The organism is Curtobacterium sp. AC272, assembly GCF_979258155.1.
Genome location: NZ_OZ409838.1, coordinates 109,603 through 121,580 on the forward strand (window position 1 = coordinate 109,603; position 11,978 = coordinate 121,580).

Annotated in this window: 13 protein-coding genes, 1 pseudogene and 1 riboswitch; of the genes and pseudogenes, 7 read left to right on the top strand and 7 right to left on the bottom strand. The window is 73.4% G+C overall.

What is annotated here, in order from left to right:
• Positions 1-193: 193 nt before the first annotated feature.
• Positions 194-1,558 (bottom strand): MFS transporter, encoded by a 1,365-nt coding sequence (locus tag ACZZ0J_RS00575; RefSeq protein ID WP_463434102.1) that lies wholly within the window; start codon positions 1,556-1,558, stop codon positions 194-196.
• Between the two features lie 116 nt (positions 1,559-1,674).
• Between ACZZ0J_RS00575 and ACZZ0J_RS00580 the strand changes: the two genes are divergently transcribed.
• Positions 1,675-2,532, top strand: a complete 858-nt coding sequence (locus ACZZ0J_RS00580; RefSeq protein ID WP_123292823.1) for a LysR substrate-binding domain-containing protein — start codon at positions 1,675-1,677, stop codon at positions 2,530-2,532.
• Between the two features lie 37 nt (positions 2,533-2,569).
• Here the strand turns inward: ACZZ0J_RS00580 and ACZZ0J_RS00585 are convergent, their stop codons facing one another.
• A complete protein-coding gene (locus ACZZ0J_RS00585; RefSeq protein WP_463434106.1) occupies positions 2,570-3,667 on the bottom strand; it encodes a hypothetical protein in 1,098 nt (365 codons plus the stop codon).
• 155 nt (positions 3,668-3,822) lie between these two features.
• On the opposite strand from ACZZ0J_RS00585, the gene ACZZ0J_RS00590 reads away from it, so the two are divergent.
• Positions 3,823-4,791, top strand: coding sequence for an aldo/keto reductase (locus ACZZ0J_RS00590; protein WP_194648677.1), 969 nt, complete (start codon positions 3,823-3,825; stop codon positions 4,789-4,791).
• A gap of 116 nt (positions 4,792-4,907) precedes the next feature.
• On the opposite strand, the gene ACZZ0J_RS00595 is transcribed toward ACZZ0J_RS00590, so the two are convergent.
• Positions 4,908-5,543 (bottom strand): NADPH-dependent F420 reductase, encoded by a 636-nt coding sequence (locus ACZZ0J_RS00595; RefSeq protein WP_463438113.1) that lies wholly within the window; start codon positions 5,541-5,543, stop codon positions 4,908-4,910.
• A gap of 76 nt (positions 5,544-5,619) precedes the next feature.
• On the opposite strand from ACZZ0J_RS00595, the gene ACZZ0J_RS00600 reads away from it, so the two are divergent.
• The 4 genes and pseudogenes from ACZZ0J_RS00600 (at position 5,620) to ACZZ0J_RS00615 (ending at position 7,458) form a co-directional block, all read left to right on the top strand.
• Positions 5,620-5,916, top strand: coding sequence for a GNAT family N-acetyltransferase (locus ACZZ0J_RS00600; RefSeq protein ID WP_111087034.1), 297 nt, complete (start codon positions 5,620-5,622; stop codon positions 5,914-5,916).
• 45 nt (positions 5,917-5,961) lie between these two features.
• Positions 5,962-6,399 (top strand): annotated as a pseudogene (locus ACZZ0J_RS00605) (VOC family protein); the annotation flags it as partial.
• Between the two features lie 82 nt (positions 6,400-6,481).
• On the top strand, positions 6,482-6,952 hold the full coding sequence (locus ACZZ0J_RS00610) for a MarR family winged helix-turn-helix transcriptional regulator (RefSeq protein WP_194648680.1): 471 nt from the start codon (positions 6,482-6,484) through the stop codon (positions 6,950-6,952).
• Positions 6,949-7,458 carry a metallophosphoesterase family protein gene (locus ACZZ0J_RS00615; RefSeq protein ID WP_463434111.1) on the top strand — a complete coding sequence of 170 codons (510 nt, stop codon included), beginning with the start codon at positions 6,949-6,951 and terminating at the stop codon, positions 7,456-7,458. Before ACZZ0J_RS00610 ends, ACZZ0J_RS00615 begins: the two co-directional genes overlap by 4 nt.
• 55 nt (positions 7,459-7,513) lie before the next feature.
• On the opposite strand, the gene thiD is transcribed toward ACZZ0J_RS00615, so the two are convergent.
• From thiD to thiM, 3 genes are all read right to left on the bottom strand, one after another.
• Entirely contained in the window at positions 7,514-9,094 is a 1,581-nt protein-coding gene (gene thiD, locus ACZZ0J_RS00620; protein ID WP_463434113.1) for a bifunctional hydroxymethylpyrimidine kinase/phosphomethylpyrimidine kinase, read from the bottom strand.
• On the bottom strand, positions 9,091-9,840 hold the full coding sequence (thiE, locus tag ACZZ0J_RS00625; RefSeq protein ID WP_463434115.1) for a thiamine phosphate synthase: 750 nt from the start codon (positions 9,838-9,840) through the stop codon (positions 9,091-9,093). The genes thiD and thiE overlap by 4 nt, the downstream gene beginning before the upstream one ends.
• Positions 9,837-10,709, bottom strand: coding sequence for a hydroxyethylthiazole kinase (gene thiM / locus ACZZ0J_RS00630; RefSeq protein WP_463434117.1), 873 nt, complete (start codon positions 10,707-10,709; stop codon positions 9,837-9,839). The genes thiE and thiM overlap by 4 nt, the downstream gene beginning before the upstream one ends.
• Positions 10,698-10,793: riboswitch (TPP riboswitch) on the bottom strand. It overlaps the preceding gene by 12 nt.
• A gap of 82 nt (positions 10,794-10,875) precedes the next feature.
• Here thiM and ACZZ0J_RS00635 point away from each other — a divergent pair.
• Positions 10,876-11,805, top strand: a complete 930-nt coding sequence (locus ACZZ0J_RS00635) for an NUDIX domain-containing protein (RefSeq protein WP_463434119.1) — start codon at positions 10,876-10,878, stop codon at positions 11,803-11,805.
• A 5-nt stretch (positions 11,806-11,810) separates the two neighbouring features.
• Here ACZZ0J_RS00635 and ACZZ0J_RS00640 read toward each other — a convergent pair whose 3' ends face one another.
• A complete protein-coding gene (locus ACZZ0J_RS00640) occupies positions 11,811-11,975 on the bottom strand; it encodes a hypothetical protein (protein ID WP_463434121.1) in 165 nt (54 codons plus the stop codon).
• Between the last annotated feature and the right edge of the window lie 3 nt (positions 11,976-11,978).

The window sequence follows — 11,978 nt, forward strand, 5'->3', positions numbered from 1 at the left end:
CGTGGCGGGGCCGCCCCGTGCCTCCCGTCCGCCCCGGACCGCGTCCGCGCCCTGTTGCGGGCATTGCGCCTCTGTGTGTCGGGGCGCGACGCCCGCAACGGGGCGCAACGCCTTGGCGCGCACCGGACGGGAGGCCCGTGGTGACGCCGCCACGCGCCTCCCGGTCGGCGCGCCGGTGCGCCCACCGCCCCGCTCAGTGGGCGACGATCGCCGGCAGCGGCACGTGGTGGCGCATGCGCACGGCGAGGTGCAGGCCACCTCGGCGGGCGAGGACGAGCGCGATCACGGCCGCGGCCGCCGCGGGCACCCCACCGGCGACCATCATCCCGACGTGCGCGCCGTAGTGGTCGACGATCTGTCCCATCAGCGGCCCGCCGATCGCCTGCCCACCGAGCAGCACCAGGACGTAGAGCGACATCACCCGGCCGCGGATCGCCACGTTCGACGACAGCTGCACGAGCGAGTTCGACGCGGTCTGGAACAGCAGCTGCGACATCCCCACCGCCACGAGCGCGACGGTGAACGGGGCGATCGCCGGGATCGACCCCGAGACGACGAGCAGCACGCCCGTCCAGAACACCCCGCCGACGATGGTGCGGAGCCGGACGACGGCCCGGCGGGTCGACAGCAGCGCGCCGACCAGGGCGCCGATCGCCACGGCCGAGTTGAACACGCCGTACCCGGCGGCGCCGACGTCGTACACCTGTGACGCGAAGGCCGACAGCAGCACGGGCATCGTCAGCGCGAACACCGAGAAGAACGCGACGAGGATCACCGGCACGATGATCGTGGGCTTGTTCACGGCGTAGCGGAGCCCCTCGATCAGCTGCCCCTTGCCGCGGGGTGCCGGGGGCGTCCGGTGCAGCTCCGAGACCTTCAGGAAACCGAGCGTCACGACGACGGCGACGCAGGCGATCGCGTTCACGCCGAACGACCACCCGGCCCCGACCGCGACGAGCAGCGCGCCGGAGAGCGCGGGCCCGATCATGCCGCCCAGCTGGAACACCGACGAGTTCACGCTGATCGCGTTGCGGAGGTGCTGGTGCCCGACGATCTCGGTGACGAACACCTGGCGGGCCGGGTTGTCGATCACGGTCACCATGCCGACCAGGAACGCGATCACCCAGATGTGCCAGGCCTCGACCACCCCGGCGAGCGTCAGCACGGCGAGCAGCGCGGACAGCACCGCGAAGGCGCCCTGCGTGATCATCATCAGCGCACGCTTCGAGAACCGGTCGACGAGCACGCCGCCGAGGAGCCCGAACAGCAGCATCGGCGCGAACTGGCAGGCGACGGTGATGCCGACCTGCGCGACCGAGCCGGTCAGCTGCAGGACGAGCCAGTCCTGGGCGATGCGCTGCATCCACCCGGCGGTCATCGCGACGAGGTTGGTGGCCGTGAACAGCCGGAAGTTCGGCACGGACAGGGCGATGAGGGTGTGCCGCCAGGGTGGGCGGGTGGCCTGGATCGGGAGTGGTTCGGTGGGCGGGGGAGGGTCGTCGATGACGCACTCACGGTGAGGGGTTCTCCGGACGTCGTTGCGGATCTGGTACCCCATCGAAACTACGTGGCCGCGGGCCATTCGACACCCCTATGGTGGCTATCAATCCATTGCGATGTCGAATGACCGCGCGGACGACCGCGCGACAGTCGCGCGAACGAACGAGGTGCACCGTGCTCGATCCGGTCCTGCTGCAGACCTTCCTGGCCGTCGCCGAGACGCAGAGCTTCACGCAGGCCGGAGCCCGCCTCGGCATCAGCCAGCCCACCGTCTCCCAGCACGTCCGGCGGCTCGAGACCGCGGTGTCCCGCACCCTCGTCGCCCGCGACACCCGTGGCGTCACCCTCACGGACAACGGCGACGCGATGGCCGGCTTCGCCCGGACGATCCTCGCGGCGCACGCCACCGCGGACGCCTACTTCTCGGGTTCGGCGACCCGTGGGCGCCTCCGGTTCGGCGCGGCCGACGACCTCGCGATCACGCAGTTGCCGCGCATCCTCCGCGACTTCCGGCGGCTGCACCCACAGGTGAACCTCGAGCTGACGGTGAACCAGTCGTCGCCGCTCCTCCGCCGGGTGCACGCCGGGCAGCTCGATCTCGTGTTCATCAAGCAGACCGCGGGGGAGTCCGCCGAGGGCACCCGGGTCGCGACCGACCAGATGGTGTGGATGGCGCAGGACGGCATCGCGGTCGAACGCGACGAGCCCGTGCCGCTCATCGCGTACCAGGCGCCGAGCATCAGCCGGCAGATGGCGATCGACGCCCTCGAGGCCGCGGGCCGCACCTGGCGGATCACCTGCAACACCCGCGACGTGAACGGCGTGCTGGCGGCGGTGCGGGCGGGGATCGGCGTGGCGGTGTTCCCGCACTCGCTCATCCCGGCGGACCTGGTGAAGGTGTCGCAGCGGCTCGGGCTGCCGGACCTGCCGGCGGTCGACTACGTCCTCATCGCGAACCCGACGGTGCAACGCGAGCCGATCGATGCCCTGACGAACGCGATCCTGTCGCGCGGCGTCGTCCGCGCGGTCTGATCGCGCCAGCCGAGGGCCGAACCGGCGCCCGAGGCCGCTACGGCGCGAGGGTCGGGGTCGTCCCGGTCCCGGTCAGGTCGGGCAGCGTCACCCCGGCGAGCGGCAGCAGCGCCGACGCGACGGCCCACAGCAGCACGAGCGTGCCGACGCCACCGAGCACGGCGCCGAGCAGCGCGACCGGCCGCTGCCACGTCGCCGCACGGTTGCGCAGCGTCATGAGCGACACCACCAGCGCGAGGAGTCCGAGCACGACGCCGACACCGTGCACGGTCGCCGGCGCGGTGAACCACCACGCCGCGAGTCCGAGCGTCGCGATGCCCGCCACGGCACCCAGGACCGCCCCGGGCGTCGCACCGAGTGCACGGCGCGGCTCCGGCTGGACGGCTGCGGCCACGGGCTGGTCGAGCAGTTCGGTCGGGAGGCCCGGCTCGGCCCCGACGGACGCACTCGCCTCGGCACGGGGTGCGGTCACGGGCACGACCGGGTTCGGCGCCATCGGTGCGGTCGACGAGGCGGTCGGTACCGACGGCGCCTGCAGGACCGCGTCGAAGGAACGCACGTGGGCGGACGCCGGCGTCGGTGTCGGTACCGGTGTCACGGTGGCGGCGGCCTGCTGGTGGGCGAAGCGGCGGGGCGTGCGGAAGCCGATCGGGCCCACCGGTTCGGGCTCGGTGCCCTCGACGACGACGTGCTCCAGGCCGGGCACCGAGAACCGGGGCTGTCCGGCGGCGGGCACGGGCGACGCTGCGGAGGCCGGCGCGGTGCGCGGAGCGGCGTCGATCGGTGAGACCGGAGCCGGTGCGGAGGCCACGGCGGCGGTGTCGAACGGCACGGTGTGCACGGTCGGTGAGGTCGGGGCCGGCGGCAGGAGGTCCTGCTGCGGCGGGTAGTCGGGCACCGTGACGTCGTCCTCGACCAGGGTGGCGATGGACGCCGGCTCCGGCGTCGGCGCTGCGGTCGGGTCGAGCGTGGCCGTCGGCTGCGGGGCGGAGCCGACCACGGCGGTGGGAGCCGGCGCACCGTGGGCGGCGCGCGACCTGGCGGGGGTGGGACGGGCCTCCTGGCCGGTGCTCGCTGCGGAGTCGGCGGCGACCCGCCGGGCGGACTCGGCCGGTTCGACGACCGGTGCGGTCACCCAGGACGGGACGGGACGGCGCGGCCGTTCCGAATCCTGCATGCGATGCGACGCCACTGCGGTGCTCCCTTCGTCGACTGATCCATCGTCAGTTCTAGTGGCAACGGTCGCGGATGTCGCAGCCCCAGTTCCGGGGTCGCCGGTACGTTCGGGGCATGACCGGAATCGAACACCGTCCACTGGGTCCCTCGGGGCTCGTCGTCTCCACCGTCGGCCTCGGCTGCAACAACTTCGGGCGGCCGGGGACCGCCTCCGAGTCGCAGGAGGGCACCGACGCCGTCGTGCGCGCGGCACTCGACGCCGGGGTCACGCTCTTCGACACGGCCGACATCTACGGCGGCCGGCCCGGCATGTCCGAGGAGATGCTCGGCCGGTCGATCGCGGGACGGCGTGACGAGATCGTGCTCGCGACGAAGTTCGGCATGGACATGCAGGGCGCGAACGGCCCGGACTGGGGTGTGCGCGGGTCGCGACGGTACGTCCGGTTGGCCGTCGAGTCGTCGCTCCGTCGCCTCGGCACGGACTGGATCGACCTGTACCAGATGCACCGTCCCGACGACGTGACGCCGATCGAGGAGACGCTGTCGGTCCTCGACGACCTGGTCCGCGAGGGTAAGATCCGCTACGTCGGCCACTCGAACTTCGCGGGGTGGCAGATCGCCGAGGCCGAACTGACCGCGTCGATCGCCGGCACCACGGCGTTCGTGTCCGCGCAGAACGAGTACAGCCCGCTCGCCCGTGCCGCCGAGGCCGAGGTGCTGCCGGCCGTTCGCGCGTACGCCCTCGGGTTCCTGCCGTTCTTCCCGCTCTACAACGGGCTGCTGACCGGCAAGTACACGAAGGCCGGGGGTCCGGCCGACGGGCGGCTGTCGACGTCGAAGCCGCAGCTGCTCGAGGACGCCCCGTGGGACGTCCTCGACGACTACCAGCGGTTCTGCGACCACCGCGGCGTCACGATGCTGCAGGCGACCTTCGCGTGGTTGCTCGCGCAGCCGGGGCTGTCCAGCGTCATCGCGGGGGCGACGAAGCCGGAGCAGATCACGCAGAACGTCGAGGCCGGCACCACGTGGGAGCCGACCGAGGACGACATCGCCGACATGACGGTGATCTTCGACCGGGCGTAGCGGGACGCTGGCCGCCGGGCCCGAGTCTCGGGGTGGGCGACAGTTCTCGCGGCTGTCGGCACGAGGACTGTCGCCCAGCGCGAGTCTCGCCGCGGCGGGGCCGAGACTCGGGGGCGTCAGCGGGTGGCTGCCTGCAGTGCTTCGCGCAGCTGGGCGGCGGTCAGGCGCGGGCCGTAGCCGGGGGTGTCCCGCTGGATGCGCCAGCCCTCGGCGAGGGGCCCGGCGTCGACGACGTCGAAGCCGAACTCGTCGATGAGGTCCGCGGCGACCTGCTTCGCCTCGGCGTCGTCGCCTGCGACCACGAGGGCGCGACGGTCCGGGGTGCCGGCCGGGGTGGCGTGGCCGGTCAGGTCCGCGGCGCCGATGTGGTTGAACGCCTTGACGACCCGGGCGCCGGGCAGGTGGTCCTGCAGCAGCTCGGCCGTCGTCGTCGACTCGTCGTCGAGCGCGGCGATGCGGCCGTCGCGCTCCCAGTAGTAGTTGTTCGTGTCGATGACGACCTTGCCGGCGAGCGGCTCCGCCGGGATCGTCTCGATGGCGGCGAGCGGCACCGTCACGACGACGACCTCGCCCGCGGCGGCGGCTTCGTCACGGGTGACCGCACGGGCCTGGTCGCCGAGTTCGGCCACGAGGTCGGCCAGGGTCTCGGGTCCTCGTGAGTTCGCGATCACGACCTGGTGGCCGTGCTGCACCGCGAGCCGTGCGAGTTGGGATCCGATGTTGCCTGCGCCGATGATGCCGATCGTTGTCATGGTGTCCATCCAACGCTCGGCGGCCACGAGCATTCCCGGTGGGGCACGTGCGCCCCGGGCGGAGCATGATGGCGGCATGGACCACGAGTTCCGCGACGAGACCGACCAGGACCGCTACGCGATGTACGTCGGCGGCGAGCTCGTGAGCGTGCTCGACTACCGCGAGAACGGCGACGCGATCGCGTTCCCGCACACGTACACGGTGCCGAAGCACCGCGGGCACGGCTACGCGGCCGAGCTCGTCGAGTACGCGGTCGCCGACGTCGAGACGAACTCGACGAAGCGGGTCGTGCCGATGTGCTGGTTCGTCGGCAAGTGGTTCGACGAGCACCCCGAGAAGTCAGACCTGCTCATCCGCAGTGCCGCGGACTGAGCCGACGCGAGAAGAGCGCCCCATGCCCACCATCACCCCTTCCTCTGGTACGACGACCAAGCCGAGCAGGCCGCCCGGTACTACGTGGACCTGTTCCCCGGCAGTTCGGTCGACAGCGTGGCGAAGACCCCGGACGGCGCGACCCTGGTCGTCGAGTTCACGTTGCTCGGGCAGCCGTACCGGGCGATGAACGGCGGCCCCGGACACCCGCACACCGATGCCGTCTCCTTCCAGGTCGACGTCGACACGCAGGACGAACTCGACCGCATCTGGGACGCCCTGCTCGCCGACGGCGGGAAGCCGAGCATGTGCGGCTGGCTGTTCGACCGCTGGGGTGTCGCCTGGCAGGTGACCCCGTCGATGATGGGCGAGCTCATGACCGGGTCGGGCGACCCCGAGGCGAACGCCCGTGTCTTCCAGGCGATGATGACGATGCAGAAGCTCGACATCCCCGCGCTCCGGGCCGCAGCTACAGGTCACTGAGCCCGAATCTCGCGTACCGACCGGTATGGTGTCGGCACAGAAGACCGCCGGCCGGCGCCGGCACCGAAAGGCTGGAGCCACGATGGACCACCCGAGCTCCGGGATCCGGAACAGCGAGATCGGCCGGGCGTACACCGAGCTGGCACGGATCACCCGACGTGCGAGCATCCGTGCCCGCGGATCCGACCAGGCACTGAGCGTCGTCGACCAGTCCCTCGTCGACTTCGTGGTGCAGCACCCCGGCTGCATGGCCATCGACATCGCCCGGTACCTGCGCCTGAACCGCTCGACGATCTCGCGGCAGCTGTCCGGGCTCCTCGCCACGAAGCTGATCGAGACGACCGACGGCGGCACCGGCAACGCGAAGCCCCTCGTGGCGACGGACGCCGGTCGCACCGCGCTCGAGCGCTCCGTGCAACTGCACCGGGATGCGCTGGAGGAACGGCTCGCCGGCTGGTCCGACGACGACATCGCCCTGCTCGCCGGACTGCTCGAACGGCTCGGCGCCTCGGACGAGGCCGGACTGCCGATGCCCGGACGCACCCCGTCGTGACCACGTCGTTCGTCCTGCTCTCCGACACGCACCTGCCGAAGCGGGCGAAGGACCTGCCCGCCGCGCTCTGGTCCGCTGTCGACGCCACCGACCTGGTGGTGCACGCGGGGGACTGGGTCGACCTCGCCACCCTCGACGCCGTGCAGGCCCGATCCCGCCGGTTCGAGGGCGTGCGCGGCAACAACGACGGCCCTGAGTTCGACGACCGGCTGCCGCTCGTCGCGCACTTCGCGGTCGAGGACCTGCGCTTCGCGCTCGTGCACGAGACCGGTGCCGCGACGGGCCGGGAGCGCCGGATGGCCGCCGAGTACCCGGACGTCGACGTGCTCGTCTTCGGGCACTCGCACATCCCGTGGGACACCGTCGCACCGTCCGGGTTGCGGCTGCTCAACCCCGGATCGCCGACCGATCGCCGTCGGCAGCCGGACTTCACGTGGATGCGCGGCACCGTGACCGGCGCGGACCTGGCCGTCGAGCTGGTGCGCTTGCCGCCGCCCGCCCGCTGACCCGAGACTCGGGCCAGGCGACAGTTCTCGGGCCCGGCGCCGCGAGAAGTGTCGCTCACGCCGAGACTCGGGCCACCGGAACCGTCAGCGGCATCTCGAAGAACGCCAGCTCCCACTCGGTCGAGCGGCGGAACGCCCTCGCCATCCGGCCTCGCTCGGACGGGGTCGCGGCTGCCGCCATCTCCTCGACCAGACGGGTCGCCTCGGCACTCGACGCCGCGAACCCCGGGTCGCCGTAGGCCGTGATCCAGTCCGCGAACGCGTGCCCGTCCGGCGCCGAGCCGAGCTGCGCCCCCACCCAGGCGTAGACCCGGAAGCAGGGGAGCACCGCCGCGGCGAGCACGGCCGCCGACCCGGAGTCCGCCGCCTCCTGCAGGTGTGCGAGGTACCCGGCGCACGTCGGGTGGACGGGATCGTCGGCGTGGGTGCCGGCGAGGCGTCGGTGGTGCAGGTCGCGGGCCTCGGTGGCGCACCCCTCGGACGCCGCCGTCCAGAAGGCGGCAGCCACAGGACCACGACCAGCGCCGGCAGCCGCAGTGCCGGCGCCGGCAGCCGCAGCGCCGGCAGCCGCAGCGCCGGCAGCCGCAGCGCCGGCAGCCGCAGCGCCGGCAGCCGCAGGGCCAGCGCCGCCAGCGCTCGCCGCCAACGCCGCCAGGTGCTGCTCGTAGGCCCGCAGGTAGTGCACGTCCTGCGCGAGGTACCCGGCGAACACGTCCGCGTCGAGCGTCCCGTCGCGCAGCCCGACCAGGAACCCGCACTCGATCGTGGCCTGCAGCACGGCGCTGACGTCGGACCACCACACGTCGGTGGAGGGGACCACGGGCAGCAACGCTCGGATCACGGCGCCGTGGTCGATCGGTCCGTTGCCGGACCCGACCTCCAGGGCATCGGCTCCCCGCAGCGCAGCCGTCAGCCAGGGCTTCGCCACCCCGACCGCGAGTTCCCAGTCCCCGTGCCGGGCAGCGAGCGTCGCGATGGCGCTCGACAGGGAGCACCCGGTGCCGTGCGTGTTGGCCGTCGCGACGCGGGGAGCGGTGAACTGTCGAGCGGACCCCGACGGCGACACGAGCACGTCGTCGGAGGTCGGCCCCTCGTCGTGCCCGCCCTTCGCCAGCACGAGCACGTCCCACGTCGACGCCACGAGCCGCGCAGCGTCGAGCGTCGACAACGAGGCAGGCGCCGGAGCCCCAGCCAGCTCCGCCAACACCTGCAACTCGGCCCGGTTCGGCGTCACCAGGTCGGCCAGTCCGAACAGCGCACCCATCGCCGACGCGGCGTCCTCGTCGAGCAACCGGTCACCACTCGTCGCCACCATCACCGGGTCCACGACGACCACGGGTGGCCGGTGCTCCCGCAACCAGTCCGTCACGACGCGGACGACCGGTGCTGTGCCGAGCATCCCGATCTTCACGGCGTCGATCGTGACGTCGTCCGACACCGCGTCGAGCTGCTCCCGCAGGAACGCGACGTCCGGCACGTGCACCGACCGCACCCCGTGCGTGTTCTGCGCGACGAGGGCGGTGACCACGCCCATGCCGTACCCGTCGTGCGTCGCGATCGCCTTGAGGTCGGCCTGCAGCCCGGCGCCGCCCGTCGGGTCGGTCCCGGCGATGGCCAGCACGCGCGGGACGCTCACGACTCCGCCCCGTGGTGCGACGAAGCCCCCGACGGGAGGAACGGATCGCCCGCCGCGGGCCGCCCCGGCTCCGCCCCGTGGCCGGGTCCAGGGCCCCACGCGGCCACGTACGCGGCCGCTGCGGACCCGGGATCGGCCGCGGCGCAGACGCCCGACACGATCGCGACCCCGGCGGCGCCCGCTGCCCGGAGCGGCGCGACGTCGTCGAGGGTCACCCCGCCGATCGCCACGCACGGCACGTCCGTCGCCGCCGCGAGCCGGGCGAACCCGTCGTGCCCGAGCGCCGGCGGGTGGTCGGCCTTCGTCGTGGTGGGGTGCACGACCCCGACGCCGAGCAGGTCCACGGTGCCGCGGGGCAGCCGGGCGACGACGGCCAGGTGCTCCGGGGTGTTCGCGGTCAACCCGACGTGTGCGTCCGGCCCGAGCAGCGAACGGGCAGCGGTCACCGGCACGTCCGACTGGCCGAGGTGCACCCCCGCGACCCGGTGTCCCGCGTGCCGAGCGGCGAGGGCGACGTCGACCCGGTCGTCGACCACCACGGCGGCGCGGTCGCCCACGGCGTCGGCCACGGCAGCGGTCAGTGCCAGGAGGTCCCGTGCCGAGGCGTCCTTGTCGCGCACCTGCACGATCCGGACCCCGGCGTGCACCGCGGCGCGGACCACCCCGAGCACACCGACACCGTGCCGGTCGGCCAGGGCGCCGTCGGTGACCAGGTACACGCCGAAGTCCTCCCGCAGCCCGCTCACGCCGGCACCACCAGGGACGCGGGCTCGGCCTCGACCGTGATCCGGGCCTCGCGGACGACGCCCTCGGGGGTGAGCGACGCCAACCGGTCGAGGAACAGCGGCTGGAAGGTGCCGGGGCCGCCGGCCTCGCGGGCGGCGAGCTCCGCGGCGATCGTGTGCACCGCGGTCGCCGCGACGGCGGCCGCACCGGCGTCGTCGGGAGCGACCGACGTGAACGCGGCGACGACCGCACCGAGGGCGCACCCGCCCCCGGTGATCCGCGTCAACAGCTCGGTGCCGTTCGCGACCCGCACCACGCCCGTGCCCGGCGCGACCAACAGGTCGACGGGACCCGACACGGCCACCGCGGCCACGAGCCTCCCGGCCGCCTGACCGGACACGGCGTCGACCGCAGCCGCACGGGCGTCCTCGGTGCCCACCGTGCTGTCGACACCGCGGCCACCGGCCGACGTGCCGAGCAAGGCGAGGACCTCGGACGCGTTGCCGCGCAGCACCGTCGGGTGCAGCGCCAGCAGGTCGCGGGCCAGGGCGGTGCGCACCGGCAGCGAGCCGACCGCGACGGGGTCGAGCACCCAGGGGGTACCGGTGTCGCGGGCGGCGTGCGCGGCCTCGAGCGCCGCGACCCGGGGTTCGGCGTGCGGGGTGCCGGTGTTCACCAGCAGGGCGTCGGCGACCCGGGCGAACGGTCCCGCCTCGGTCGCGACGTCGACCATCGCGGGCGAGGCCCCGAGGGCGAGCAGCACGTTCGCGGTGACGTTCTGCACCACGGTGTTCGTGATGCACTGCACCAGCGGGCTCCGGGCCCGGACGGCCTCGAGCAGTTCGGCGGTTCGGTGGGCCCAGGCAGGGGAGGGCGCAGCGGATTCCATGGACGATCCCTTCGCGAGTACGAGCTCGAGCAGGTTCGACGGGTGTGATCTCAGCCGCTGGTTGCGGCACCCCGTGTCTCGATCGACACCGTACACGAGCAGCCGTGCCCTGCCACGGCCCGTCGTCTCCGGTCACATGTCCGGCCCCGTGTGACAGGGTTGACGGGTGCCAGACTCCACGCCTCCCGGACCGCCACCAGGCCCCCGCGACCCCGGCGACGCCTGGGCGGTCGGTCCCGACGGCACCAAGGCCTGGGGACTCTTCGGCGCCGCTGGGCTGCTCGTCGACGACGGCGCCGGACGCGTGCTCCTGCAGCACCGCGTCGAGTGGAGCCACCACGGCGGCACGTGGGGCATCCCCGGCGGCGCACGCCACCAGGGCGAGGACGCCGTCACCGGCGCGCTCCGCGAGTCCGCCGAGGAAGCCGGTGTGCCCCACGACGGCGTCGACCTGCGCCACACGGCACTGCTCGACCTGGGGTTCTGGACCTACACGACCGTGGTGGGGCGTGCCGCTCGGCCGTTCGAACCGGTGATCGCGGACCGCGAGAGCCTCGCCCTGTCCTGGATCCCCGTCGACGAGGTCGACGACCTGCCGCTCCACCCCGGGTTCGGGAAGTCGTGGCCGGCGCTCCGAGCGTCGCTCACCACCACCCCGCACGTCGTCGTCGACGCGGCGAACGTCGTCGGCAGCGTGCCCGACGGCTGGTGGAAGGACCGCGCGGGAGCCGCCGCACGCCTGCTGTCGTCGGTGACGGCGCTCGCCGCGTCCGGGGTGACGGCCGACGTGCTGGCGCTGCCGTTCGCCCGGTGGTGGCCGCGGTGGACCGTGGTGCTCGAGGGCGAAGCCCGGGCGGCCTCCGGGTCGTCGGACGGCGCACTGCCCCGTGCACTGCCCCGTGCACTGCCCCGTGCACTCGACGTCGTCGCAGCGCCGGGTTCGGGGGACGACGCCATCGTGGACGCCGCTCGTGCCGCGGTGGAGGCCGGGGACGGTCCCGTCGTGGTCGTCACGGCTGATCGCGAGCTCCGTGCACGCGTCGAGGCGCTCGGTGCCGTGGTGCACGGGCCGTCCTGGTTGCGCGACCAGTTCTAGCGGCGCTACGCCGTCGGCAGGTACCGCCGCGACGACACGAGCACCGCGCACCACGACACGACACCGAGCCCGACGATCACCCAGAGGACGACGGGCAGCGCCACGACGTTCGCGATCGCCGCGATCACGGCGGGCGCCAGGAACCCCGCGTACGCCGCCGCGTAGAACACCCC

What these genes read in the sequence shown, in the direction of transcription:
- thiM (WP_463434117.1), bottom strand. Translation starts at nt 10,709, where the DNA reads ATGGAATCCGCTGCGCCCTCCCCTGCCTGGGCCCACCGAACCGCCGAA.
- ACZZ0J_RS00590 (WP_194648677.1), top strand. Translation starts at nt 3,823, where the DNA reads ATGACCGGAATCGAACACCGTCCACTGGGTCCCTCGGGGCTCGTCGTC.
- ACZZ0J_RS00575 (WP_463434102.1), bottom strand. Translation starts at nt 1,558, where the DNA reads ATGGGGTACCAGATCCGCAACGACGTCCGGAGAACCCCTCACCGTGAG.
- ACZZ0J_RS00595 (WP_463438113.1), bottom strand. Translation starts at nt 5,543, where the DNA reads ATGACAACGATCGGCATCATCGGCGCAGGCAACATCGGATCCCAACTC.
- ACZZ0J_RS00610 (WP_194648680.1), top strand. Translation starts at nt 6,482, where the DNA reads ATGGACCACCCGAGCTCCGGGATCCGGAACAGCGAGATCGGCCGGGCG.
- ACZZ0J_RS00600 (WP_111087034.1), top strand. Translation starts at nt 5,620, where the DNA reads ATGGACCACGAGTTCCGCGACGAGACCGACCAGGACCGCTACGCGATG.